21 protein-coding genes are annotated in these 24,068 nt (G+C 68.3%); 15 read left to right on the top strand and 6 right to left on the bottom strand.

Translation table 11 applies throughout. From position 1 onward, the window contains the following. The first annotated feature begins 166 nt into the window (after positions 1–166). From rpmH to ACFQY2_RS02915, 9 genes are all read left to right on the top strand, one after another. Positions 167–304, top strand: a complete 138-nt coding sequence (gene rpmH / locus ACFQY2_RS02955) for a 50S ribosomal protein L34 (protein ID WP_241927151.1) — start codon at positions 167–169, stop codon at positions 302–304. After that, complete coding sequence (gene rnpA / locus ACFQY2_RS02950; RefSeq protein ID WP_378744129.1) at positions 243–674, top strand: ribonuclease P protein component; 432 nt, start codon at positions 243–245, stop codon at positions 672–674. Before rpmH ends, rnpA begins: the two co-directional genes overlap by 62 nt. Beyond that, positions 671–1,021 (top strand): membrane protein insertion efficiency factor YidD, encoded by a 351-nt coding sequence (yidD, locus tag ACFQY2_RS02945; protein WP_378744128.1) that lies wholly within the window; start codon positions 671–673, stop codon positions 1,019–1,021. The genes rnpA and yidD overlap by 4 nt, the downstream gene beginning before the upstream one ends. A 3-nt stretch (positions 1,022–1,024) precedes the next feature. Then, entirely contained in the window at positions 1,025–2,089 is a 1,065-nt protein-coding gene (gene yidC / locus ACFQY2_RS02940) for a membrane protein insertase YidC (protein ID WP_378744127.1), read from the top strand. Next, positions 2,089–2,583 (top strand): protein jag, encoded by a 495-nt coding sequence (locus tag ACFQY2_RS02935; RefSeq protein WP_378744125.1) that lies wholly within the window; start codon positions 2,089–2,091, stop codon positions 2,581–2,583. The genes yidC and ACFQY2_RS02935 overlap by 1 nt, the downstream gene beginning before the upstream one ends. Positions 2,584–2,655: 72 nt before the next feature. Next, positions 2,656–3,285 (top strand): 16S rRNA (guanine(527)-N(7))-methyltransferase RsmG, encoded by a 630-nt coding sequence (gene rsmG / locus ACFQY2_RS02930; RefSeq protein WP_378744124.1) that lies wholly within the window; start codon positions 2,656–2,658, stop codon positions 3,283–3,285. A gap of 1,525 nt (positions 3,286–4,810) precedes the next feature. Beyond that, positions 4,811–5,692: a ParA family protein gene (locus ACFQY2_RS02925; RefSeq protein ID WP_378744123.1), complete on the top strand. Its 882-nt coding sequence runs from the start codon at positions 4,811–4,813 to the stop codon at positions 5,690–5,692. After that, positions 5,692–6,669, top strand: coding sequence for a ParB/RepB/Spo0J family partition protein (locus ACFQY2_RS02920; RefSeq protein WP_378744122.1), 978 nt, complete (start codon positions 5,692–5,694; stop codon positions 6,667–6,669). The genes ACFQY2_RS02925 and ACFQY2_RS02920 overlap by 1 nt, the downstream gene beginning before the upstream one ends. A 14-nt stretch (positions 6,670–6,683) precedes the next feature. Next, on the top strand, positions 6,684–7,016 hold the full coding sequence (locus ACFQY2_RS02915) for a tryptophan synthase subunit alpha (RefSeq protein WP_378744121.1): 333 nt from the start codon (positions 6,684–6,686) through the stop codon (positions 7,014–7,016). Positions 7,017–7,120: 104 nt separating this feature from the next. On the opposite strand, the gene trxA is transcribed toward ACFQY2_RS02915, so the two are convergent. The 4 genes from trxA to ACFQY2_RS02895 all read right to left on the bottom strand — a co-directional run bounded on the left by trxA (position 7,121) and on the right by ACFQY2_RS02895 (position 12,386). Next, positions 7,121–7,444: a thioredoxin gene (gene trxA, locus ACFQY2_RS02910; protein WP_378744120.1), complete on the bottom strand. Its 324-nt coding sequence runs from the start codon at positions 7,442–7,444 to the stop codon at positions 7,121–7,123. A gap of 64 nt (positions 7,445–7,508) precedes the next feature. Then, a complete protein-coding gene (gene trxB / locus ACFQY2_RS02905; protein ID WP_378744119.1) occupies positions 7,509–8,483 on the bottom strand; it encodes a thioredoxin-disulfide reductase in 975 nt (324 codons plus the stop codon). A 169-nt stretch (positions 8,484–8,652) separates the two neighbouring features. Continuing rightward, positions 8,653–10,272: a murein biosynthesis integral membrane protein MurJ gene (murJ, locus tag ACFQY2_RS02900; RefSeq protein ID WP_378744118.1), complete on the bottom strand. Its 1,620-nt coding sequence runs from the start codon at positions 10,270–10,272 to the stop codon at positions 8,653–8,655. Next, positions 10,269–12,386, bottom strand: coding sequence for a DUF6049 family protein (locus ACFQY2_RS02895; protein WP_378744117.1), 2,118 nt, complete (start codon positions 12,384–12,386; stop codon positions 10,269–10,271). Before ACFQY2_RS02895 ends, murJ begins: the two co-directional genes overlap by 4 nt. A gap of 87 nt (positions 12,387–12,473) precedes the next feature. Between ACFQY2_RS02895 and ACFQY2_RS02890 the strand changes: the two genes are divergently transcribed. The 3 genes from ACFQY2_RS02890 to ACFQY2_RS02880 all read left to right on the top strand — a co-directional run bounded on the left by ACFQY2_RS02890 (position 12,474) and on the right by ACFQY2_RS02880 (position 16,107). Next, the gene (locus ACFQY2_RS02890) at positions 12,474–14,072 is read left to right on the top strand and encodes a class I SAM-dependent methyltransferase (protein ID WP_378744115.1); all 1,599 of its coding nucleotides are present in this window, start codon (positions 12,474–12,476) and stop codon (positions 14,070–14,072) included. Positions 14,073–14,100: 28 nt separating this feature from the next. Continuing rightward, on the top strand, positions 14,101–15,156 hold the full coding sequence (locus tag ACFQY2_RS02885) for an LLM class flavin-dependent oxidoreductase (protein WP_378744114.1): 1,056 nt from the start codon (positions 14,101–14,103) through the stop codon (positions 15,154–15,156). A gap of 105 nt (positions 15,157–15,261) precedes the next feature. Beyond that, on the top strand, positions 15,262–16,107 hold the full coding sequence (locus ACFQY2_RS02880) for an endo alpha-1,4 polygalactosaminidase (protein ID WP_378744113.1): 846 nt from the start codon (positions 15,262–15,264) through the stop codon (positions 16,105–16,107). A gap of 82 nt (positions 16,108–16,189) precedes the next feature. Here the strand turns inward: ACFQY2_RS02880 and ACFQY2_RS02875 are convergent, their stop codons facing one another. Together ACFQY2_RS02875 and ACFQY2_RS02870 are read right to left on the bottom strand one after the other, a co-directional pair. After that, entirely contained in the window at positions 16,190–18,754 is a 2,565-nt protein-coding gene (locus tag ACFQY2_RS02875; RefSeq protein ID WP_378744112.1) for a fibronectin type III domain-containing protein, read from the bottom strand. Between the two features lie 65 nt (positions 18,755–18,819). Then, on the bottom strand, positions 18,820–20,082 hold the full coding sequence (locus ACFQY2_RS02870) for an FAD-dependent oxidoreductase (RefSeq protein WP_378744111.1): 1,263 nt from the start codon (positions 20,080–20,082) through the stop codon (positions 18,820–18,822). Between the two features lie 73 nt (positions 20,083–20,155). Here ACFQY2_RS02870 and ACFQY2_RS02865 point away from each other — a divergent pair, with 73 nt between their 5' ends. The 3 genes from ACFQY2_RS02865 (at position 20,156) to ACFQY2_RS02855 (ending at position 23,986) form a co-directional block, all read left to right on the top strand. Beyond that, on the top strand, positions 20,156–20,779 hold the full coding sequence (locus tag ACFQY2_RS02865; protein WP_378744109.1) for a TetR/AcrR family transcriptional regulator: 624 nt from the start codon (positions 20,156–20,158) through the stop codon (positions 20,777–20,779). A 10-nt stretch (positions 20,780–20,789) separates the two neighbouring features. Continuing rightward, positions 20,790–22,220: a CCA tRNA nucleotidyltransferase gene (locus tag ACFQY2_RS02860; protein WP_378744108.1), complete on the top strand. Its 1,431-nt coding sequence runs from the start codon at positions 20,790–20,792 to the stop codon at positions 22,218–22,220. A gap of 131 nt (positions 22,221–22,351) precedes the next feature. Further along, the gene (locus tag ACFQY2_RS02855; RefSeq protein ID WP_378745017.1) at positions 22,352–23,986 is read left to right on the top strand and encodes an ABC transporter substrate-binding protein; all 1,635 of its coding nucleotides are present in this window, start codon (positions 22,352–22,354) and stop codon (positions 23,984–23,986) included. Positions 23,987–24,068: the final 82 nt, after the last annotated feature.

Below are 24,068 nucleotides of genomic sequence, written 5' to 3'. Positions count from 1 at the left end.
GATAATGGATGTGCGCAACTGACAGGAAGGGCAAGGGCATCCGTCGGTGGATTTGCCCTGCGCGACGGCAGGTCGTACCCTTAATCGGTTGACTTATGCCTGTTGGCAGAACCCCCTGTCTCCGGATGACGAACCCCGGTGACACCACCATTTCCGGAGTGATTCCATGACCAAGCGCACCTTCCAGCCCAACAACCGCCGTCGCGCCAAGAAGCACGGCTTCCGCGCTCGCATGCGCACCCGTGCCGGCCGCGCCATCCTTTCGGCTCGCCGCACGAAGGGCCGTACCGAGCTCTCGGCGTAAGCCACAGCTCGGATCCGCCTTGCTCGCCCGGCTGAATCGTCTGACGCGCGGTGTCGACTACCGCCAGGTCGTTCGCCGTGGCGCGCGATGCGGTGGGCCGCGGCTCATCACCTCGGTGCTCCCGGCGTCGGAGGTGCGAGCCCCGCGGTTCGGGTTCATCATCAGCAAGCAGGTAGGAACCGCCGTGGTTCGCAATACCGTCCGTCGTCGCCTGAAGGCGATCTGCGCGGAGCTGCTGGACACGGTTCCCGAGGGCACGGATGTCGTCATCCGTGCCCTTCCTGCATCCGCCGGTGCCGACTTCAGCGACCTGCGCGCCGATGTGGTGCGCTGCCTGAACCGTCTGATCCCCCGAACGGTGCGAGCATGAGCGCACTACCGTCTTACGCGTTCGGAACCGCACGGTTTCATGCATCCGATCTGCTCCGCAGCATCCTGATCCTCCCGCGCAACGCGGTTCTCGCCTTTCTGGTGGCGTACCGGTCGGTGATCTCACCGCTCTATGGGGATGTATGCAGGTATTACCCCTCTTGTTCCGCATACGCTGTAGGGGCGGTTCAACAGCACGGTGCCGTGCGGGGAACGATTCTCTCCGCATGGCGCATCCTGCGCTGCAACCCGTGGAGCAAAGGCGGCGTCGACGACGTCCGCCCGCATGCTCACTTCCGATACGAACTGACTCCGCACGGATTCGTCGTACCCGCTCGAAAGGACTGAACAGTGGGTCTTGACCTTCTGCTCGCAAACACGCCCAGCCCCGACGCCGGTGGCGGTGGATTCGATCTGTTCGGCGTCGTGCTCTGGCCCCTGAAGTGGGCGGTCGAGCTGATCCTCGTCGCCTGGCACTGGCTTCTGACGGTCGTCGGCCTGCCGGCTGCCGAAGGCATCACGTGGGTGCTTTCGATCGTCGGCCTCGTGATCGTGGTGCGCGCGGCGGTTTTCCCGCTGTTCGTCAAGCAGATCAAGAGCCAGCGGAAGATGATGGAGATCGCTCCCGAGCTGAAGAAGGTTCAGGAGAAGTACAAGGGCAAGCGCGACCAGCTCTCCCGCGAGGCCATGAGTCGCGAGACCATGGCGCTGTACAAGAAGCACGGCACGACGCCGATGTCGAGCTGTCTGCCTCTTCTCGTGCAGATGCCGATCTTCTTCGCACTGTTCAGCGTGCTGCGGGATGTGGGAACCCACGCCAAGGCCGGTGGCGGTGGTGTCGGGATGCTGACACCCGAGCTCACCAAGGAGTTCTACGACGCGAAGCTGCTCGGCAGTGTGTCCCTGCACGAGACACTCGGCGACGCCTGGGCGGTGCAGAACACGCCCGCCATCGTGCTGCTGGTGATCCTCGTCGTGCTCATGATCGTCTCCCAGTTCTTCACCCAGCTGCAGATCATCTCCAAGAACCTGTCGCCCGAGGCCAAGACCGGTCAGGCGTACCAGATGCAGAAGATCATGCTGTACGTTCTGCCGCTGGGCTTCATCTTCTCCGGCGTCTTCTTCCCGCTCGGCGTGGTCATCTACTGGTTCGTCTCCAACCTGTGGACGATGGGCCAGCAGTTCATGGTCATCCGTGAGATGCCGACCCCGGGATCCGAAGCGGCACGCGCCCGCGAAGAGCGCCTCGCTCGCAAGGGCAAGGCCATCGCTGCCGATGGCAAGATCGTTCCTATGTCGGTGTATGAGGCCGAGCAGCAGCGCCTGCTCGAAGAGGCCGAGCGCGCGAAGGCGGAGGCGCCGAAGCGCGAGCAGCCTATGAGCAAGAAGCGCGCGAAGAAGAAGGGGTCCAACTGATGGCCGCTGAAGAACTGAGGACCTCCGCGGAGTCGACCGTCGAAGAGCTTGAGCGCGAAGGCGACATCGCTGCGGACTTCCTGGAAGGTCTGCTGGACATCGCCGACATCGACGGTGACCTCAACCTGGATGTTCGACAGGGCCGCGCCTACGTCTCGGTGGAGTCGGACGAGGACGGTCTGTCCGTGTTGTCGGCGCCGGACACCGTGCAGGCTCTGCAGGAGCTCACGCGGTTGGCCGTGCAGAGCAGCACCGGAGCCTTCTCACGGATGATCCTCGACATCGGCGGCTCTCGCGACACGCGTCGCCGGCAGCTCCAGTCACTGGTGGACGCCGCCGCGGCGAAGCTCGATGACGGCGCCAGCCAGGCTTCCCTCCCGGCCATGTCGAGCTATGAGCGCAAGCTCGTTCATGACATCGCTGCCGAGCGAGGGCTGGTGTCCGAGTCCTACGGCGATGGCGCCGACCGTCACACGGTGATCTCCCGCGGCTGACGCCCTCGTCTCCGGATGTTTCACGTGAAACATCCGGAGACGGGCAACACGGAAACCCCCACAGGAGCCCCGATGAATGTTCAGTCGCAGGTGGAGCCGGAGCCTTCTGTCGCCGCGTCGCTGTTCGGCGACCGCATCGATGCCGCTCGTCAGTTCGCCCGTGCTCTGGCCGCCGAGGGTGAGTTGCGCGGTCTGATCGGCCCCCTGGAGCTCCCGCGCCTCTGGACGCGCCACGTCTTGAACTCGGTGATCGCCGCACCACTGTTCCATGGCGCGGTCGCCGACGTCGGTTCCGGCGCCGGGCTTCCCGGGCTTGTCCTGGCGGTTGCGCGGCCTGATGTGCAGTGGACCTTGATCGAGCCGATGGAGCGGCGGGTGACCTGGCTCAATGAGCAGGTTGAGTCGCTGAGTCTGGACAACGTGAGGGTGATGCGTGCTCGCGCGGAGGATGTGGGACTCGAGTTCGACGTCGTCACCGCACGCGCGGTCAGTGCGCTGCGCACGCTGGTGCCGATCACTGCGCCGCTGGTGAGGGATGGCGGAGAGCTGGTCTTCCTCAAGGGCCAGAACGTCGCTGCCGAGATCGATGCCGCGCAGAAGGCGCTGAAGAAGCACAGGGTCTCCGCGGTCTCTGTCGACACCCTCGGGGAGGGCGTGCTCAGCGAGCCCACCCGCGTCTTCCGGGCGCGCGTCCGCGCCTGACTCACGGAGCGGGCAGGCCCTACTTGGGTCGTTGAGCGGACTGTGCCGGTCAGAGCGTCCTTCCGACTGGGGCACACGTGTCGCGTTTCACGTGAAACATCCCCCGGCCTGAGCCAGGACTCACGGTGTCGGCGCCCACTCCTCGGGTCACCGAGCGACCGGGCCCCCGCTTCCCTTCCCCGCCTTCGTGGTAATCAGTTCCCGAGGACCAGCACGCGCTCTGCACAACGGTCTCGCGATGCGTACGCGGGGCAGACAGCGGGAGCACCGCCTTCCGGCACTTCTTGGATCTGGTCCGCGGACTCGCCCGGGTCGGTGAGGCGCCGCGCCGATGACGGGGACTCGGGGACGGAGTCATGCGAAGCATGTCGGCTTCATCGTAGGCGCCGTCGATGACGCGGACGCTGGCTCGCTCGCGAGCGCAGCTCTCGCTCCACCCGCAAATCTGCCACCTCGCGATGGGCACTGAGCGGATCCAGTGAATCGGGCAGCTCACCGCGCGACGTCGACGACGTATTGTCCTATCGAAGGAGCGGGGAGCGCGGGTCTCCTCCCGCACCGAACCGCATCCGCACATCGAGCGAGGTGGGTCGGAAGAGGTCACTGACCCGTCATTGAAGAGTCTTGCTGCGCCTCGGCGCCCGCTGTGATCGGGGCTGGGTGTTGCTCGGAAACGCGACGGGCACCGGGCCGCTACGTTTCACGTGAAACGTCGCGGCGCGCAGAGCTGCGCGCGCGGTCGAGCGAGCTCGCCCGTCGAGATGCTGCACGCTGCTCGCGGGGCCATTGCAGTCATGCGATCTCTCGTCACTCGGTCGTTCAGAGGACGTGGTGGATCGAGCGCGCTGTTTCACGTGAAACAAGACAAACACGGGAGGGGTGTGCTGGTCACAGAAACAGGAGCGGTGCGGCTCCGAACCGGAGGGTCGTCTACCGGTGCTGGGTGCTGGGTGGTGGGTGGTGGGTGCTGGGTGCTGGGCATTCGCTTCTTCGGCGTTCCGCACTGTTCGGTTGCGCCGCGGTCTCACAGTGTGTTTCACGTGAAACATCCCTGGTCGGGGCGGTTGACGTGCAACCCCGGAGGGTCGACGTCCCTCGCGGCAGGAGGGCTCGACGTGGTCGTCCTCGATCCATGGCCGAATCGGGTCCCTGGTACAGGCGCCACGGCGGCGCGCGCGACCGTTTCACGTGAAACAGTCGGCGGACGACGGGAGCCGATTGTCGGGCCACCCGACGCGATCAGGCGCATACCGGCCGCCGCAGCCCGATCCGTCTCGTACTGCATCTCCCCTTCACTCACCGACTTCTTTCTGGCGCACCGCTCGCGGTCCCGTGAACATGACCGCTGTACGGGGAGCACCCCTCGTCCTTCGTCGTCGCGTCGCGGCCCGGCGGACGACCGCGCGAGGAGCGGCGCGCGTTTCGTCATGTCGCCGGCCGCGATTAGAGTGGTAGACGGTCCCGAAAGGAGTCGATGTTTCACGTGAAACCATCTGACGCAACATCGCCGAGCCACGATTTCGGGATGGACACGCCACTCGCCCGCGAACTCGCCGACCTCTCCACCCGCCGCAAAGCCCTTCGGGACGTGCACGTCAGTTTCTCCGGAGACACGCGCATCTTCACCGTCTCCAACCAGAAGGGCGGCGTCGGCAAGACGACGACAGCGGTGAACCTCGCATCAGCCCTCGCCGAACTCGGAGCCCAGGTGCTCGTCATCGATCTGGACCCGCAGGGCAACGCGTCCACCGCGCTCAACGTCACCCACACGGCAGACACGCCGAGCGTCTACGACGTGCTGATCGACGATCTTCCCTTCGCGGAGATCGTGCAGCAGAGCCCCGAGTCCCCCAATCTCTCCTGCGCGCCCAGCACCATCCACCTCGCCGGCGCGGAGATCGAGCTCGTGTCTCAGGTCGCGCGGGAGTTCCGTCTTCGTCGAGCTCTCGAGACCTACCTCGAGGAGCACCCGAAGGACATCGTCATCATCGACTGCCCGCCATCACTGGGGCTGCTCACCATCAACGCATTCACGGCGGCGACCGAGGTGCTCATCCCGATCCAGTGCGAGTACTACGCACTGGAAGGTCTCAGCCAGCTGCTCGGCAGCATCCAGATGATCCAGAAGCACCTCAACCCGGCGCTGGATCTCTCCACGATCCTGCTCACGATGTTCGATGCACGCACCCGGCTGGCACAGCAGGTGGCGGACGAGGTGCGCACGCATTTCCCGGAGCAGGTGCTCGACGCCGTCATCCCGCGCTCCGTGCGCGTGTCCGAGGCACCCAGCTTCGGGCAGACGGTGATCGCCTACGACGGCGCATCGGCCGGGGCAGTCGCCTATCGTGAGGCAGCGGTCGAGATCGCAAGACGCACCCCGCATGGGGCACAGAAGAAGGAGAACTGATGGCGAAGCGAACCGGACTCGGTCGGGGGATCGGTGCACTCATTCCGACGACGGATCACTCGGAGCGTCCCGTCGACGTCTTCTTCCCTGGGGCGGTGAAGACGAAGCCCGCGGAGGCTGCGGAGATCGCGGCTCCGGAGCAGCAGGCGGACGCTGACCTGGCCGTGGTGCCCGGCATCCACCTCATTCAACTCGACCCGCACGCGATCGTTCCGAATCCGCGCCAGCCGCGGACGGTCTTCGACGACGAGGACCTCGCGGAACTGGTGCACAGCGTGCGCGAGTTCGGCGTTCTCCAGCCCGTCGTGGTGCGCAAGAACGCGGCAGACGAGTATGAACTGATCATGGGGGAGCGGCGCACGCGCGCCGCGCGCGAGGCCGGATTGACCGAGATCCCCGCGATCGTCCGCGATACGGCGGACGAGAACCTGTTGCGGGATGCCCTCCTCGAGAACCTGCACCGATCGGAGCTGAATCCGCTGGAAGAGGCATCCGCCTACCAGCAGCTTCTCGAGGACTTCGGCATCACGCAGGAGCAGCTGGCCACGCGCATCGGTCGGTCGCGTCCGCAGATCAGCAACACCATCCGCCTGCTCCGGCTGCCGGTCCCCGTGCAGCAGCGCGTCGCCGCGGGCGTGCTCTCGGCAGGACACGCCCGCGCGATCCTCTCGGTCGACGACCCGGAGCGCATGCAGCAGCTCGCCGACAAGGTGGTGAACGAGGACCTCTCCGTGCGGGCTACCGAGGCCGCGGCGAAGGCTCTTCCCACCGAGACCGGCAGCAGGAGCAAGCCCCAGGCCGGTGCCCGGCGCGCGTACCTCGATGAGGTCTCCGCGAAGCTCGGCGATCGACTGAACACGCGGGTGCAGATCGCCCTCGGAGCACGAAAAGGCCAGATCAAGATCGAATTCGCGTCGATCCAGGATCTCAATCGCATTCTGACTGACCTCGGCGAGGACGAGTACGGCAACCGCTGACGTAGTCTGGACTGATGAGCGAATCAGTTCCGCGTCGCGCGAGCCTTGAGATCCTTCGTGCCGAGGCCACAGACGAACTCGCGGTGCTGATCCAGGAGCGTCTGCGTTCCGGCGAGGACCCGTGGGACTTCATGGAAGACCTGCCGAGCGTCGACGAACTCGTCGTCTACCTTCTACGCGCGGAGAACATCGTCGCGAACGACGGGGTGCGACCCAACGCCGCACGTCACTACCGGGTGCTGCGCCAGATCGCGCTGGAGTATCCGGAGCTCACGGGCACCGTGTGGCATCTGCTGGGTGAACAGAGACACCGGAGCTGGGATCCCCGGATCGCCGACGCTTCCTGACTCCGCCGCCCCGATGCGCGGCGGCGCGCGCACACAGAAGAGGCCCGCCACCGAAACGGTGGGCGGGCCTCTCCCGTGACTCAGTCCTCAGTGGACCGGCACTGTCAGCCGATGAACGCTGCGAGGTCCTTCTCGAGCGCGAACTTCGGCTTGGCGCCGATGATCGTGGTCTTCACCTCACCACCGTCGAACACCTTCATCGCAGGGATCGAGGTGATCTGGTACTGCATCGCGAGGTTGGGGTTCTCGTCGACGTTCAGCTTCAGGATGGTGATCTTGTCGGGGTTCTCGGACTGGATCTCGTCCAGAACGGGTGAGACCATGCGACACGGACCGCACCACTCGGCCCAGAAGTCGACGAGAACGGGACCCTCGGCCTGGAGCACGTCCTGCTCCCAGGTGGCCTCGGTGGTTGCCTTGGCAGTCATGAAACTCTCCTTGTTCGTAGTCACCTGGTCAAACACCGGATGCGGCTAAAGTGTTCCCGCCGGCTCAGCCGACGATGATCTCGGCGGCCTCCGCGGCCGGCTCCTCGACGGAGGCGTCTTCCAGAGCGGCCAGGAAGTGCTCCACGTCCAGAGCCGCGACGACGCCCGATCCGGCGGCGGTGGCGGCCTGACGGTACGTCGGGTCGATCACGTCGCCGGCGGCGAAGATTCCGGGTACCGATGTGTGCGACGAGCGGCCGTCGACCCAGATGGTGCCCTCCGGAGTGAGATCCAGCTTGCCGTGCACCAGATGGGTGCGCGGGTCGTTGCCGATCGCGACGAACACGCCCTGCAGGTCGAGTTCGCGAGTGGAGCCGTCGACGGTCGAGCGCAGACGCACACCCGTGGTCTCGAACTCACCGAGGATCTCCTCGACCTCGCTGTTCCAGATGAACTCGATCTTCTCGTTCGCGAACGCACGCTCCTGCATGATCTTGGAGGCGCGCAGGCTGTCCTTGCGGTGGATGACGTACACCTTCGAGGCGAAGCGCGTCAGGAAGGTCGCCTCCTCCATGGCCGAGTCGCCGCCGCCGACGACGGCGATCGTCTTCTCGCGGAAGAAGAACCCGTCGCACGTCGCGCACCAGGACACGCCGTGGCCGGAGAGCCGCTCCTCGCCCTCGATGCCGAGCTTGCGGTACGCGGACCCGGTGGCGTAGATGATGGTGGATGCTTCGTGCACGGCGCCCGAGCCGAGCGTGACCTTCTTCACAGGACCGGAGACGTCCAGCTCCACGACGTCGTCGTAGAGCACCTCGGTGCCGAACCTCTCGGCCTGCTCCTGCATCTTGACCATCAGGTCGGGGCCCTGGATGCCCTCGGGGAAGCCCGGGAAGTTCTCGACATCCGTCGTCTTCGTCAGCTCTCCGCCGACTTCGACGGAGCTCGCGACCATGAGCGGCTGCAGGTTGGCGCGCGCGGCGTAGATGGCGGCACTGAACCCGGCCGGGCCCGAACCGATGATGATGACCTGACGCATGAACTCTCCTCTGCCGGCAGACGGGAAACCGGATGCGATGAACCCGCCACGACTGCTTCAACCAATGGTAACCGGGTCGCATTCCCGCAGGCTGACCGCCTCGCTTCACCGCAGCGAACCGACCGGAATGCGGCGATGCCGACCGCTCCGTCGCTCCGATCCGGCGGGATCAGCGCGAGGGCAGGAACCGCGTGAGAAGCCCCCGTGCGGAGGAGAGCTCCGGCGCCCTGAGCACGATCAGCACGATCGCGTAGACCACCACGACGACCAGTCCGATCACTCCCGTACCCACCGCACCGAGCATCTTGTCGACGAACGCCGAGCCGGTCTGACCCGCAGCCCACCCGTCGCCAGCCCCCATCAGGACGAAGGCGCCCCACCCGGCGAAGCCGGCGGGAATGGCAGCGATTGCGAAGCGCAGCAGCGACATGAGGGTGCTGGGCAGTCCGAGTCCGCCCAGCCGGTTGCGCAGGATCCAGATGGCGATGACGGTCTGCACGATGCCGGCGATGGACTGTCCGAGGGCCACTGCTGCGGCGAGCTGGTCCAGCGGGGCGATGGCGGCGGCGAGCAGCGAGAACCCGATGATCAGCGCCACCTGCGCGAGGGTGAACAGGAAGGGTGTGCGGGTGTCGCCGTAGGCGTAGAACGTCCGCTGCACGATGAACAGCAGCGACAGCGGCACGAGTCCCACCAGATAGCAGATCAGCACCGGCGCAGCCTGCACCGCCTCCGCAGGGGTCGCCGTGAAGATGCGGGTCGCGGGGACGGACGCCACGGCGAGTGCGACGCCGGAACCGACCACGAACAGCACGACGAAGCGCATGCACCGCGCCACGTCGCCGCGCACTTCGTCATCGCGCTGCTCGGCGGCGTGCTCCGCGATCTGCGTGAAATACGGGGTGCCGATGGAGATCGCGAAGATCGAGTACGGCAGCATGAACACCAGCCAGGCCGCCATCATCAGCGCGGTTGACGGGTGCTCGCCGGACGCGGCCGTGACCACACGGGTCTGGATGAGCCCGGCGATCTGTCCGGCGATGACCATCAGGAAGGTCCAGCCGGCCAGGGAGCCGACCTGTCCCAGTCCCACGCCGCGCCAGCGGAAGTCCGGGCGCAGCTGCAGCCCGGTGTGCTTCCAGGCGAACAGCAGCAGGGCGGCCTGGAGCGCGATTCCGAGCGTGGCCGTGCCGCCGAGGACGGCGATCATCGAGGGGTCCCAGGCGCCCACCTGGTCGCGGTTGCCCCCGAACAGCGCGATGAACACGAGGAAGCCGATGATGGAGATGATGTTGTTCGCGACCGGGGTCCAGGTGTACGGCCCGAACACGCGCTTGGCGTTCAGCGTCTCGCCGATGAGCGCGTACAGGCCGTAGAAGAAGATCTGCGGCAGGCACCAGTACGCGAACGCGGTGCCCAGCGCCAGCTGATCGGGCGTGAACTTCTCGGCGTACAGCAGAATCAGCCAGGGCGCGAGCAGCATCGCCAGCACGGTGGCGCCGAGGAAGACCACGGTGCCGAGCGTGAACAGCTTGGAGATGTACGCGCGACCGCCGTCGCGATGCGCCGCCGACTTGACGATCTGCGGAATGATCACCGCAGTGAGGATGCCGGTCTGGATGATGGTGAAGACGTTGTTGGGGAGCTGGTTCGCGACGGCGAACGCGTCGGCCGGACGCCCGAAGCTGCCGATCGCCGCCACGAGCACGATCGTCCGCACGAGTCCGGTGAGGCGGGACACGAGGGTGCCTGCGCCGAGGACGGCGCTGGCTCTGCCGAGACTTGTCACTCATCCCCCTGGGGCGGTGTCGGGCGGGCGTCGGCATCCACGCCGGCGAGGGAACCCCTCGCCGCGGCCCGTCGCCGGCGACGCACGGTGCGGATGAGTCCGAAGACGAACAGCAGCGCGATCGCGGTGCCGAGGATGCCGATGCCGATGCCCTCCCAGTCGGCGCGCAGCGTGACATCCGCGGCCGTCGCCTGCCCGATGGGCACCTCGCTCGCACTGGTGAGCCGGAAGTCGACGCGCACCTCGCCGCTGGCCACGCGCGCCTCGATCGGTACATCCACGCGAGCGACGCTCGCGCCGATCACCTCGACCTCGGTCGTCGGCGCGATGTCGAGCCGGGGATCGGTCGGCTCACTGTGCAGCGTCACGTGGACGGTCCACGGCAGGTCGTTGCGCACCCACACCGGCAGCGGCGCCGCCGAGGTGATCAGCTGGACGGGCTTGGGCTGCTGGATGCTGACGGAGCGCAGGGTGGTCTGAACGCTCTCGGCCCGGGTGGATGCCGCAGCCGCGAACTCATCGTCGGTGAGGCCCACGCCGATCGTGCGCAGCATCCGGATCCGCTCGGGTGCGAGCAGCACGGCGGGCACGTCGAGGATCGAGGAGAAGGCCTGAAGTCGCTTCTCGTCGGCGAGCATGGCCGTCAGGCCTGCGGGACGGGTCGTGTCGGCGGCGCCGGTGATGGTGGCGGATGCCGCGGGCGCGGCTTCGAGAGCCGCCAGGTTCACCGTGGGCGTGGCGAACAGGCTGAGCAGGTCGCGCACGGCGACGGGGGAGCGGGTCTCCGACCGGTCGAGACCCACCAGGATCGTGGCGGACTTCTGTCCGGCGAAGAAGAGGTGTCCGGCGGCGCCTGCGAGCTCGCGGGCGATCGCGGGCGCGTCGGTGAGCTCGGCGGCCGCCGACAGCCGAGCAGAGGCGGCGGCGTCGGTGACCAGCACGTCATGCCCGTCGACGGTGCTGTGCGCAGTGGCGTCAGCGGACAGCGAGGTCGACGGCAGGATGGTGCTGGCGGCACCGCCGAGGTACGAGTCGAACGAACCGAGATCCTTCGCGGTCACGTCCGGACGGGGCCAGAGGACGTGGCTCTTCGCGCCGGAGACCGCTGACAGCGCTGCGGTGTCGGGGAGGACGGGTTCCGGGCTCTCCGTGGCGGTCGGGTCGGGCGTCGGGCTCGGTGTGCCCTGCGGGAAGTCATCGAGCTGCAGCAGCGGTGTCAGATCGAGCGGTCCGAGCAGGCCCGCCTGGCCGGCATGCGCCTGCGTGGCCGGGTCCGCGTCGCCGAACTGCAGCGTGAAGACGTCATTGGGCAGACGCTCCAGGCGCTGCAGCCATTCGACCGCGCTCTGCGGGGCGCGTGCTCCCAGCACCCGGATCGCGGCGGCGATCGCGGGGTCGACCGCGAGGATGGCCGAGGTGCCGGTGACGGCGTCGAGCTGACCGGTCAGTGCGCCGTCGGGTGCGGTGAGTGTCGTCAGCTCCTCAGCGGTGAGCAGGTCGCCCGCGGCGGGGGTGGCGGTGAGGGGGATGAGCACGCCGACAATGTGCGAACCGGGTGCCGCGACTACGAGCACGGTGGTCGCCGACAGATTCCAGACCGTGGCGTCGGCATCGTCGGTCGATGCGCCGGTCAGGCGCGCGCGCACCGGATAGACACCCGGCTTCAGGCTGCCGAGGCTCACGGCATCCGCGATCATGTCGACCGTGCCGCTGGTGTTCGCTGCGAGCTCCGGGGAGGGGGCCGTCGCGACGGAGTGGAAGTCCCCTGTGGCCGTGTCGTCGTCGAGCCAGGCGTCGAGCGCGTCCCCGTCGGGGAGGGGCGTGCTGTCGACCTCGAGGGACAGGGCTCCTGCGCTGAGCGAGTCATCGCTGTTGTTGGCGACGGTCACCGTGCTCACCAGCGGGCCGCCAGGGTCGATGGTCGCCTCGGTCGACACCATCAGCTCGACTCCGGCGGTCTCGGCTGCCGGATCGTCGGTTGCGGCGGATGCCCGGGAGGCGTTCGCGAAGGCGCCGCTGAGAGCGACCGAGCCGACGACGAGCACCGCGGCGAGTCGGCTCAGGAGCCTGGACGCGCGCGGGCGGGTGCCGTCGCCGGGGGAGATCGCAGTCATAGTTCAGGTCGGGGTGCCGAAGGATCGGCACGGTCGACGCCCCCGATTCTAGGTGCCGGGAGGCTGCGAACCCTGAAGGCGCGTAGAGTGACGGCCGTGCCGGATCGTGCCCAGCCCCTCCCTGACCTCGTGCTCGCGCAGGCGCTCGCCGCCGATCTGGACGCCGCGGACTTCCGTTCCGACCCGCTGCGACTGCTCTGGGGCGAGGAGCCGGACGATGCCTTGGCGCGCGGGCTGCGCGAACCGATCCTGCGCGCCATCGACGGGCAGAGCGGCGCTGCGGCGACACTGGGGCGCCTCTTCGTGCTCGGGATGCCGCAGCCGCGGGACGCCGTGCACAGGGCGCTTCCGCGGGTCGGCGTGGACGGACTTCTGACGCTGGGTCTGGCGACGCTCGAGAGTGGGGAGGGCGACACGGACGGCCCGGACGGCGTGGTGGTGCCGCAGGCCGTGATCCGCCCGCAGTCTTTCGTGGATGTCGACGGGGTCGGCGAGTGGTGGATCGCCAGCGACCTCGATGAAGTCGCCCTGGGATCATCGCTGCCCGCCGATCACGTCCTCGGTGTGGGAGGAGCCTCCCGCACCCTCGCCGAGCTCGTGATCCCCGCGCCGGTGGAGCGTGCGCTGGACCTCGGCACCGGGTGCGGTATCCAGGCGCTGCTGGTCTCCCGGCACGCGCAGGTCGTGATCGCCACCGACATCTCCGAGCGCGCCCTGGCGTATGCGGAGCTGAATGCCCAGCTGAACGGCGTCCGCAACGTCGAGTTCCGCGCGGGAAGCATGTTCGAGCCGGTGACCGGGGAGTCGTTCGATCTGATCGTGTCGAACCCGCCGTTCGTGATCACACCGCGCGCGACGGGGGTTCCGGAGTACGAGTACCGCGACGGCGGGCTGGTGGGTGACGCGCTCGTCGAGCGGTTCCTGCGGTTGGCCCCCGAACACCTGCGTCCCGGTGGCGTCGCCCAGTTGCTGGGCAACTGGGAGTCCCGCGAGGGGACCGGCGGGCTGGAGCGTGTGGGCACCTGGGTCGGCGAGGACCTCGACGTCTGGGTGGTGCAGCGCGAGGAGCTCTCGCCGCTGGCGTACGCCGAACTGTGGATCCGCGACGGCGGCATTCTGCCGCGGGATGCCGAATTCACCCGGCTGCTGACCGCGTGGCTCGATGATTTCGCCGCCCGAGGGGTGACGGCGATCGGCTTCGGGTACATCCTGCTGCGCCGGCCGGCCCGCGCCCAGGGAAACCGCACCGAGCATGTGTCGTCACCCCGGGAGGATCAGGCTCCGCGACGGCTGCGCCGGTTCGAGACCGTGACGCAGCCGGTGTCGAATCTCGGCCGTGCGCTGGGCGCCGGCCTGGCCGCCCACGACGTGCTCGCCGCCGGCATCCCGGACCGACTGGTCATCGCCGCCGATGTGACGGAGGCCCGCCACCACCTGCCGGGCAACGGGGACCCGAGCGTGATCGAGCTGCGTCAGGGCGGCGGCTTCGCACGCACGATCGGCGTCGATTCGGCCCTCGCCGGATTCGTGGGCGCCTGCGACGGCGAGCTGTCGGTCTCGCAGATAGTCAGCGCGCTGGCCGACCTGTTCGAGGTGCCGGTCGCCGACCTCTGGGCGGATCTGGAACCTCGCATCAGCGACCTCATGCTCGACGGATTCCTGCTGCCGGCCGACGACGCGGAATAGATCCCCAATTCATTCGCTTGGATACAACATGAAGGCATTCGGGTTCCTCTCCTTCGGGCACTACGCAGATGTGCCCGGCTCCGTCACGCGTACCGCCGGCGACATGCTGCGTCAGAGCATCGAGATCGCCGAGGGCGCCGACGAGATCGGCGTGAACGGTGCCTACATGCGCGTGCATCACTGGGCCCGGCAGGCGGCGTCTCCGATCCCTCTGCTGACGGCCATGGCCGCCCGCACGAAGCGCATCGAGGTCGGTACCGGCGTGGTCGACATGCGGTACGAGAACCCGTTCCAGTTCGCCGAGGAGGCCGCGGCTCTGGACTACATCGCCGACGGCCGCCTGGCCCTGGGCGTCAGCCGCGGGTCACCCGAGACCGCCCTGCGCGGTTACGAGACGTTCGGTTACGTCGACGGCGAGGACACCGAGCGCGGCAGCGTGATGGCCCGCGAGAAGTTCGACCTGTTCCTGCGCCTCATCGATGGTGAGCGCATCGCGCCCGGCGACCCGCGCATGGTCGGTGCGGGTCAGTACCTGGCCATCGAGCCGCAGTCGCCCACCCTGCGCGACCACATCTGGTGGGGGGCCGGCTCCCGCGCGACGGCCGAGGATACCGGCCGCAAGGGCCTGAACCTGATGAGTTCGACCCTGCTCACCGAGGCCACCGGCCAGCCGTTCCACGAGCTGCAGCGCGAGCAGATCGACCTGTTCCGCGCGGCCTACAAGGAAGCCGGGCACACCGGCAGCCCGCGCGTCTCCGTCAGCCGCAGCGTGTTCCCGCTCGTCAGCGCCAAGGACCGCGCCTACTTCGGTATGCGCTCGTCCGAGAACGGTGACCAGATCGGCATCATCGACGGCTACCGGTCGACCTTCGGCAAGACCTATGCCGCCGAGCCGGATGTGCTCATCGAGCAGCTGCTCGCCGACGAGGCCGTCATGGCCGCGGACACCCTGATGCTCACCATCCCGAACCAGCTCGGACCGGAGTACAACCTGCACGTGCTGCAGGCGTTCGCCGAGCACGTCGCCCCCGCACTGGGGTGGAAGCCCAACACCGAAGGGCCCGTCCAGGGCGACTCGGTCTGATGCGCCCCGACCGGTCGTTCCGCGAGAGACCACATTCCGCATGAGACACCACCTGTCAGCTGATGTCTCGTGCAGAATGTGGTTTCTCGTCAACGAATGAGGGCCATGATCAGGCTGATCACACTCGGCGCAACACTCGCGCTCGCGCTCACTTCGACGGCCTGTGCGACCGGAGCGCTGGACGCGCCTTCGTCCGAGCAGGCCGTCCACCTGCCACCCACGATCGGGGTCTTCGACTACCAGCTCGGCGGTGCTTCCGACGAGCTGGAGGCCGTTGCCGGGCCGATCGACGTCGTCGTGCGGGATGCCACTGCACGGCCCCTCGCCGGTGCGTACAGCATCTGCTACGTCAACGGGTTCCAGACGCAGCCGGGCGACGCGGATGCCTGGCTCGCGCACGAGGACCTGCTGCTGCACGACGCCGCGGGAGAACTCGTCACCGACCCCGAATGGCCGGACGAGTACGTGCTCGAGCCCAGCACACCCGCTCAGCGCGACGGCATCCTCCGTCACATCGGCCCCGTCATCGACGGCTGCGCCGAGAGGGGCTTCGATGCGGTCGAGATCGACAATCTCGACACCTGGACGCGTTTCGACGGGATCGATGAGGCAGGTGCGCACGCGCTCGCCGCCGCCTATGTCGACCGCGCGCACGGCGCCGGCATGGCGATCGCGCAGAAGAACGCAGCCGAGATCACCGCGTTGGCGCACAACGAACTCGGCTTCGACTTCGCCGTCACCGAAGAGTGCGGCGCGTGGGGCGAATGCGCCGCGTACACCGACGTGTACGGCGGCCGTGTGCTCCAGATCGAGTACCCGGACGCATTGGCCGAGAAGAACATGACCTTCGCCGACGTGTGCGCCCAGCCGGATCGCGCCCCGCTCACCATCCTGCGCGACCTCGCGCTCGCCGCCCCGGGGGTCGCCGGTCACCTGTACGCGTCCTGCTGACGCCGACACGAGTCGGCAGCGACGAGGGGATACGGTGAGGGCGCCGTCCGGAGCAGACCGGACGGCGCCCTCGTCGAACCGGCTACTCGCTGTCGCTGCGCGCGCGCCGACGGGCGACCAGGAGCACAGAACCCAGTGCCAGCAGTACGGCCGCGGTGATCACGTAGGGGATGCTGTCCGCACCGGTCGTGGCGAGCGAGCCCGCGTCGGGTCCCGAACCCGAGCCAGAACCCGCGCCTGCGCCCGCATCCGGGTCGGTCGTGCCGGGCTCTCCGCCGTCGTCTCCGTCGCCGGGGACCACAGCGGCCGCGGTGACCGTCAGCGCCGAGGCGACCTCGGAGCCGTCCGCACGGATCACGGCGAGCGTGTGCCGGCCGGCATCCGTCGCCGCGGGGATCGCGACCGTCGTGCGGAACGCGCCGTCGGCATCCGCCGTCACCGCTCCCACGCGCACGGGATCCGAGCGCAGCTCGAAGACGAGCTCCTCGCCGGCCGTGAACCCGGTGCCCGACACCTCGAGCGAGGCTCCCGCCTGCACGGAGGAGGCGGTGAGCTCGACCGCCGCCGGCACGTGCGGCGCGGGCGGAGTCATGCCCGCCTCGGTGACCCACTTCTCGCCGTCGTCGTACTTCGTGACGGTGAACTCGTCGTACACGTCGCCGACGTTCTTGTCGGTGCTCGCGCCCGGTACCTTCTCGGCGAGGTACGAGCGGTAGACCAGCTGATCCTTGGTGACGTCGATGACCTGGTAGGTGGTGACGCGTTCGCCGCGGATCACCTGGGTGGCGCCGTTGTTGGTCCACACGTTCCTCGCGTCGGTCTCGAGGTCGTAGTGCTTCGCGCCCGAGTTCGACACCATGTACACCGGTCCGGTGGTCAGTCCGGGCGTCTCGGTGGCCGAGGTGTTCTTGAAGCCGCGAGCATAGGTGTGGTCGTGGCCCATCATGACCAGGTCGATGTCGTTGCGCTCGAACACCGGCACCCACTCGTCGCGCAGGATCGGCTCGTCGCGCCCCGCCGAGGTGGAGTAGACCGGCTGGTGGAAGGTGACCACGTTCCACTTCGACGGGCTGCTGCTGAGGATGCCGTCGAGCCAGGCCGCCTGGAAGCGCGTCCACAGCCGCGCGACGTCGTTCTGCGGGCAGTCGTCGCCGGTGCAGGCGGGCAGGCTGCTCGGGGTGAGGAAGGTGGTGTCGCGGGTGGCGTTCAAGGTGATGAAGCGCACGTTCTGGTAATCGGTGTAGTACGCCGTCTCCTTCGCGAACTCGCTCCAGTGCTCGAAGTACGCCTGGTACTGGCGCGCGACCGGCGAGTCGCCCTGGGCCAGGTTCGCGAGCTCGCCGACCGAGCCGACCGCGGGATTGTTGTGCGGATACTCGAAGTTCGCCTTCCAGGCGGTGAGCATCTTGTCGCCGCTGTACTCGTGGTTGCCGGGTGCCGCCATGACGTTGGTGGTCGCGGCGGAGCGGCTCATGCCGGTGAACCAGTTGCGCCACTCGGTCTCGTTGGAGCCGGTGTTGATGAGGTCACCGGCGTGCACGGAGCCGATGGAGCGCGGGGCGTTCGCCTCGGCCTGCGTGACGACCGACGGCCAGGTGCTGTCCAGGCCGATCTGCGCATCGCCGTAGTAGACGAACTGGAAGTCGGTGGCGGCGGGGTCGGCGGTGCGGAACTCGTTCCACTCGCTCCAGCCGCCCTCGAACCCGACCCGGTAGCGGTAGGCGGTGGCGGGGACGAGCCCGCCGACCGTGGCCGAGAAGTGCTGCAGCGGGTTTCCGTTGACGACGCCCGCGGAGTACCCGTCGACAGTGCGCACATCGCCGCCGGCGACCGGCGCGATCTGCACCGAGCCGGTCACGTGCGAGGCATCGCCCGCCAGCCAGGAGAACGACTGCGAGGTCTCGGGGGTGGTGGTCGGCGTCAGGATCACGCGGCTCGGCGGTGCGGAGACCGGTTCGGCGTTCACGGAGACGAGTGAGAGCTCCGACAGGTCGAAGTAGATGTCGGAGCTGGACTCCCGGTCCTGATGCAGGGCGACGGCGACGGTGTTCTCGCCGTCGTGCAGCAGGTCACCGGTGGCCGTGAAGGTGCTCGTGAGCGGATCGCCGTTGCTGTCGCCGGCGTACTCCAGGTTCGTGGTCCCCGTGACACGGCCGTCGGCGTAGCCGGCGACCTGGGTGCCGTTGATCCAGACGACCAGCGCGTCGTCATAGGTGACGGTGCCGGCGAGCGAGGCGACCTGATCGGCCACGCCGTCCTCGAGGGTGAACTCCGTGCGGAAGAAGTAGGTCGGGATGGCGGTCGAGGTGTCGCCGATGTAGTGCGTCAGCAGCGTGCGCGGCTGGTGCGGCCCGACCTTGTCGAGCGTTCCGCGCTTCGCTCCGAACGAGCCCGGCGCGCTCTTCCACGCGCTGTCGTCGTACGCGGCAGCGGTCCACGCCCGCACGTCGCTGTCTCCGCGTGCGGGATCGGTGTTGTCGTCGAGGTAGCGCCAGGTGCTGTCGGAGGTGAGTACCGGTGCGGTGGGCACCTCGGGCTCGGGGGCGGCGGATGCGGCGGCCGGGGCGAGCAGGACGCCGCCCAGCAGCGCGACGAGCACGGTGGCGGTCACCGTGCCGCGCGGCCGTGCCTGGGGTCGAGAATGCATGTCGATCCTTCGTTGGGTGGTGGGGGAACTGCGTCGGCGGACGCACGCGCACCACCCAATCGACCTCAGGTGTCCTGCGGATGTCGTGCGCGCGACCCCTCGGTGAACGTCAGCCGCGCAGTGTCCCGCAGCACGCCATCCGGATCCGGACGGGCGGAGACCAGGCGCACGATCGGACCGAGCGCGGTGCGCACGCTCAGCATCCGCATCACCGTCTCGCGCAGCCAGGCGATGACCGGGCCGCGGCGGAACATGATCCTCGCCAGGGCCCGCGAGTTGGTCTGCGCCGCCTCGACCCGCGGCCGTTCCACCCGCTCCCAGGCCTTCAGCACCGTCGGCAGCGAGCCGCGGTCGGCATGCCGCAGCATCCGCGCCAGCATCCAGGCCGACTCGATCGCCATCCCGGCGCCGATGCCCGCCGTCGGCAGGAAGCCGGCGGCCGCGTCGCCGAGCAGGATGCCGCGTGGCAGCACCCAGCCGGGCACCCGCGCGTCGTCGAGCCGCCACAGGTACGGATCCGGATCCTCCTCGACCGCCGTGAGGGATGCCTCCAGGCGGGATCCCAGTTCGTCGACACGACGGCGGACGGATGCCGCGAAAGCGGCCGGTCCCACGCGCAGCTCGGCGTCCGGCCCGCCGAGGAACACGCCCAGCCGGCCCCTCACCGGATAGACGCCCAGGAGGAACCCGTCGCCCCAGAGCTCCTCACCCAGATCCGGATCGCCGAGGTCCTCTGCCCACGCGACCCACCCCGACCAGCCGGTCTCGACGACCTCCGGATCGCCGGCGCCGAGCACGGACCGCATGCGGGATCGGATGCCGTCGGCGCCGACGATCAGGTCGAACGCCGCCTCACCCGCAGGGGCTCCGTCGCGGTCGAGGAACCGTGCGACGCCCTCGGACACGTCGTCCACGGTGGTCCCGAAGGCCACCGGACACCCGCCGGTGCTGAGCACCTCGATCAGCTCGCCGCGCGAGATGCCGGTGTAATCGCCGTAGACGCTGAGCAGCGCGCTCATCGAATCGGTGCGCAGCGTCCGGCCGCGGTGCGAGCGGAACGAGTACCGCGCCATGGGCGTGCCGGATGCGCGGTACTGCTCCTGCACGCCGAGGTCGACGAACGCCTGATCGACCAGGGGCATCAGCGCGAGCATGTAGCCGGGGTGCTCCCTCGTCGGCATCCGATCGACGAGTACGGGGTGCAGGCCTTCACGGCGCAGCAGCTGTGCGAGCGTGAGTCCTGCGATCCCGGCGCCGACGACGAGCACACGCAGCCGGTCGCCGACCTGGGCCTCGAGCTGAGCGGAGAGCGGGGTGTCCGTGAGCATGATCCTCCTCTGGACCAGGTGGTCCAGATCGACTGTACGCCGGTTGGACCGCATGGTCCAGTAGGCTCTCTCCATGACCCAGCTGACCGGTGCGCACCGCGATGCGCTCATCGGGGCCACGGTCGCGGAGTTCGCGTCGGCAGGCTACGAGGGCGCGTCGCTCAATCGCATCATCCGTGCCGCGGGCATCAGCAAGAGCTCGTTCTATCACGCGGTCGCCTCCAAGGCCGAGCTGTTGGACGCGGTCGTGGAATCCCTCATCCGCGATGTGCGCGCGCGCTGGACCCCGCCCTCACCGGCCGACTTCCGGCACGGCCGCTTCTGGGCGATGGTCGACGCCGTGCTGGTCGACCTCGCAGCGCTCGCCGCGGACGACAGGGCGCTCGGCCTGCTGGGCCGGATCTTCTACCTCCCGACGACAGGAGCGGCCGACGCGCGCAGCGCTCTGCTCGGCACGGTGCGCACCTGGCTCGACGAGGTGCTGCGGGTGGGTGCGGCGAGCGGTGCGGTCCGCACCGACGTCCCGGTCGACGCGCTCGCCGCAGCGGCGTTCGGGATGCTGCGCGGCCTGGACGAGTGGGCGCTGACCGATCCGGCATCCCCCGATGCCGCGTCCGCGGCAGCCGCACCCGGCATCCTGCTGCGCGCGATGCTGCAGCCGGGACCCGTCGCGAACCCGTCCCGTCCACCCCGGTAACCTGGAACCCATGCTCAATATGGCCGAGGGTCTGTCCCGACTCGGCGCGCTCGCCGCGAATCCCGTCGTCGCCACCCTCGCCGACGCCTTCGCCGCAGCGGGCTTCGAGCTCGCCGTCGTCGGCGGTCCGGTGCGCGACGCCATCCTCGGCCGCTCCACCCACGACCTCGACTTCACCACGAACGCCCGCCCCGACGACATCCTGCGCATCGTCGAGCCCATCTCCAGCACGCACTGGGACGTGGGGCGCGCCTTCGGCACGATCGGCGCACGCGTGCAGGGGGAGCAGGTCGAGATCACCACGTACCGCGCCGACAGCTACGACGGTGTCACCCGCAAGCCCACCGTGGAGTTCGGCGATCGCATCGACGGTGACCTGCTGCGCCGCGACTTCACGGTGAACGCGATGGCGCTGCAGGTGCCCGCCGTGAAGCTGATCGACCCGACCGGCGGCGTCGAGGATCTGGTGTCGGGCATCCTGCGCACCCCCATCGACCCGCTCGTCAGCTTCGGCGACGACCCGCTGCGGATGCTGCGCGCCGCGCGCTTCAGCGCCCAGCTCGACTTCGCCGTCGACTCCGACACCCTCGGCGCCATCGAGCAGCTGCGCGAGACGCTCGAGATTGTCAGCCCCGAGCGCGTGCAGAGCGAACTGGTCCGGCTGATGCAGACCGATGATCCCGTACGCGGCATCCGCGTGCTGGTCGACACCGAGCTCATCGGGGAGTTCCTGCCCGAGGTCGGCGCGCTGCGCCTCGAGGTCGACGAGCACCATCATCACAAGGACGTCTACGAGCACTCGCTCACCGTGCTGCGGCAGGCCATCGAGCTCGAGCAGGCGCGCAACCCCGGCGCCGCGCCGGACGTTCCGCTGCGGCTGGCCGCGCTGCTGCACGACATCGGCAAGCCGCGCACGCGCAAGCTCGAGCCGGGTGGCGGCGTCACCTTCCATCACCACGACGTCGTCGGCGCCCGACTGGCCCGCAAGCGCCTGCAGGCGCTGCGGTTCGACGGCGCGACCATAGATGCCGTCACGACCCTCATCGAACTGCACCTGCGCTTCTTCGGCTACGCCGAGGGAGCCTGGACCGACAGCGCGGTGCGCCGGTACGTACGCGACGCGGGCGACCTGGTCGAGCGCCTGCACATCCTCGTGCGGGCCGACGTCACGACCCGCAACAGGCGCAAGGCCGCGCGCCTGGCATCCGCCTACGACGACATCGAGCGCCGCATCGCCGAGCTGCGCGAGCAGGAGCAGCTGGACAGCATCCGTCCCGAACTCGACGGCAACCGGATCCAGCAGGTCCTCGGCATCCGACCCGGCCGTGAGGTCGGCGAGGCGTACCGCTTCCTGCTCGAGGTGCGGCTCGATGAGGGCGTCATCGGGGCCGAGGCGGCGGAGCAGCGCCTGCGGGACTGGTGGGCGGCGCGGGCTCCGTGAGGTGGGCGCGCGTGTGTCGGTCTCGTCACGATCCTGACCGATCGGTTGGGTCATTTCATGCGGGTGACTAGATTGAACCCCGACCGCGCGGATGATCCGCGCGGTGTACTCGAACCATGACAGGGCAGGTTATGTCAATGAACATCCCCAGGGGCCGACTCGGCCTCGCCATCGGCGCCATCGGCATCTCGGCGCTCGTCCTCTCCGGCTGCGCGACCAGCACCGGCGACACGGGCGACGACAAGGGAGATGCCCAGGGCGGCGACATCATCGTCGGCACCACCGACAAGATCGTCTCGCTCGACCCGGCGGGCTCGTACGACAACGGCTCGTTCGCGGTGATGAACCAGATCTATCCGTTCCTGATGAACAGCAAGTACGGCACCGCCGAGGTCACGCCCGACATCGCCGAGTCGGCCGAGTTCACCTCGCCGACCGAGTACACCGTCAAGCTCAAGTCCGGCCTGACCTTCGCCAACGGCAACGAGCTCACCTCCAGCGACGTGAAGTTTTCGTTCGATCGCATGGTGAAGATCGCCGACCCGAACGGACCGTCCTCGCTGCTGGGCAACCTGGCCTCGGTCGAGGCGCCCGACGACACCACCGTCGTGTTCACCCTCAAGAACGGCAACGACCAGATCTGGCCGCTGATCCTCTCCAGCCCGGCCGGCCCCATCATCGACGAGGACGTCTTCTCGCCCGATGCGGTCACCGCCGATGACGTCATCGTCGATGGCGATGCATTCGCCGGCCAGTACACGATCGACTCGTACAAGGTGAACGAGCTGGTCTCGTACAAGCCGAACCCCGACTACAAGGGAGTGCTCGGCGCCGCCGAGAACAGCGCCGTGCAGACGAAGTACTACGCGGACGCCTCCAACCTGAAGCTCGCGATCGGCAACGGCGACATCGACGTGGCGTTCCGCAGCCTCTCGGCCACCGACGTCGCCGACCTCTCCACGAACGACGAGGTGCAGGTCATCGACGGTCCCGGTGGAGAGATCCGCTACATCGTCTTCAACTTCAACACCATGCCGTTCGGCGCGACCACTGACGAGGCCGACCCGGCCAAGGCACTGGCCGTTCGTCAGGCGATGGCCGACCTGATCGATCGCGACGCGGTCGCGAAGGACGTCTACAAGGACACCTTCGCCCCGCTGTACTCCTTCGTCCCCGAGGGCATGCCCGGCGCCACCACGCCGCTGAAAGACATGTACGGCGACGGCAACGGCGGACCGGACGTCGACAAGGCGACCAAGACGCTGGCGGATGCCGGTGTCACCACGCCGGTCACGGTGAACCTGCAGTACAACGGCGACCACTACGGCCCCTCCTCGGGCGACGAGTACGCCGCGTACAAGACGCAGCTCGAGAAGGGCGGCCTGTTCACGGTCAACCTCCAGCAGACCGAGTGGGTGCAGTACTCCAAGGACCGCAGCGCCGACGTGTACCCCGTGTACCAGCTCGGCTGGTTCCCGGACTACTCGGATGCCGACAACTACCTGTCGCCGTTCTTCCTCAAGGAGAACTTCCTCGCGAACCACTACGACAACCCCGCCGTCAACGACGCGATCGTCGCAGAACAGACCGAGACCGACTCGGACAAGCGCCTGGAGCAGATCGGCCAGATCCAGGAGATGGTCGCCAAGGACCTCTCCACGCTGCCGATCCTGCAGGGCAAGCAGGTCGCGGTCGTCGGCAAGGACGTCAAGGGCACCACGCTCGACGCCTCGTTCAAGTTCCGCTACGCACCGCTGAGCAAGTAACGCGTTCCACGTCCCGGGGGTGCTGCCTCACCGCAGCACCCCCGAGGCGTGCTCGCCCGACGAACGCAAGAAGAGGTACCCG

It is taken from the genome of Microbacterium sp. GCM10027623 (assembly GCF_042666935.1).
Lineage (GTDB): Bacteria > Actinomycetota > Actinomycetes > Actinomycetales > Microbacteriaceae > Microbacterium.
The sequence above is the reverse complement of the archived record's forward strand: the minus strand, read 5'-3'. Positions and strand labels throughout refer to the sequence as shown.